The following is a 1,596-nucleotide window of genomic DNA, read 5'->3' as shown; positions in this document are numbered from 1 at the left end:
ACTCAGCGCGATGGTTGACTCATTCAGGCCTACTAATCTTATAAACTAGTATCATTCACCCACGGTAGGGCTAATTTGTACTCCTAAACCCTATCACTATGCTTCAGAACTATCTCAAAGTTGCAATTAGGAGTTTGCTAAAAAATAAGGTATTTCCGTTAATCAATCTTCTTGGGCTCACTATTGGAATATCTTCCTGTATGCTTCTGCTCGCTTATGTACAATATGAGTCGAGCTACGATAACTTTCATGAAAATGCAGATCAGATTTATCGAATCCATTGTCATTACTATGAAAATGCATCAACGCTTTCTGAAACTGCTACTGTTTTCTCTGCCCTGGGTCCAACGCTAAAAGAGAAATTACCAGAGGTGCTTGAGTTTACACGTGCCTATTTTTTGTCAAGTGAAATGGCATTACGTGTTGAAGATAAGACTGCACAGACAAGTAGTGTATTGTTTGTGGACCGATCATTTTTAGAAATATTTAGTTATCCCATGTTGGCGGGTGATAAAACAAAGGCACTTACCGGAGACGGGCCAGTTCCAGCAGTAATTAACCAAAGTTTGTCTGATCATTTTTTTTCAAATGCGTTGAAGGCTATTGAGAAGAAAATGATTTTCATTGATAGTACTTTTGATATAAAAGGAGTTATACAGATCCCCGAGAATTCTCATATACAGCCTGAAGTATTAATACCCTTTGAGTTTGGAGATTTTCAAAATGATTGGCAATGGCTTGATTTTTACACTTATATCCTGGTGAGGCCAGCTACTAACAAAGCACAGCTTGAGAAATCAATTAATACCATTGCAACTGATTTTATGGGAAAAGATCGTGCAGATCACATGAGGTTCAGCTTAATTTCCATAAAAAACATTCACTTGTCTTCAAATGCTCAAGATGAGTTTAGTAGTAAGGGAAGCCTGGTGGTTGTTAATACGCTTAAAATTATTGCTGTAGGCCTACTTTTAATTGCCTTTATAAATTACGTGAATCTTTCTGTAGTAAGAGCTATGCAACGATATCGTGAGATCGGTATGCGAAAAGTAGTTGGGGCTCGAAAACGGCAATTATTTGTTCAATTTATATTTGAGGCATACCTTATGATAGTCACTTCAGCTTTACTGAGTCTAATCATCATTCGACTTATCTTTCCTGTGTTCATTTATTTTATTGATTTGCCGATGACTACAACATCATTGTATCAACCTTTTTTTTGGGTTGTATTAGGTATAGTTGTGTTAGTAGGAGGGCTAGTAACAGGTATTTATCCAGCATTAATTATAAGTCGATTTCAGCCAACAGTTATTTTGAAAGCCAAATTAACCCGATCAGGTTTGAGAGGTAGATTGCGGAAGGTGTTGGTGGTATTTCAATTTTTTGTGTCAGCAGTTTTAATTATCAGTATATGGGTGGTGTTTCAGCAGTTGTATTTTATGCAATCACAACCGCTAGGAGTAAATATTGAAAATGTTCTGATTGTAAATCCAACATATTCTGAGGATGATCATACGATTGTCAGTAAGAATTTTGAAACAATGATCAGTCAATTTGCTCCAGCGGAAAAAATTTCAAACTCATATTTCATACCAG

General features: G+C 36.3%; 1 protein-coding gene. It reads left to right on the top strand.

Annotated elements, in window-relative coordinates; genetic code table 11:
* Positions 1-98: 98 nt before the first annotated feature.
* The coding region (locus E1176_RS01270) for an ABC transporter permease (protein ID WP_155208773.1) at positions 99-1,596 on the top strand (1,498 nt) is incomplete at its 3' end.

The organism is Fulvivirga aurantia, from assembly GCF_009711475.1.
Lineage (GTDB): Bacteria > Bacteroidota > Bacteroidia > Cytophagales > Cyclobacteriaceae > Fulvivirga > Fulvivirga aurantia.
The sequence above is the reverse complement of the archived record's forward strand: the minus strand, read 5'-3'. Positions and strand labels throughout refer to the sequence as shown.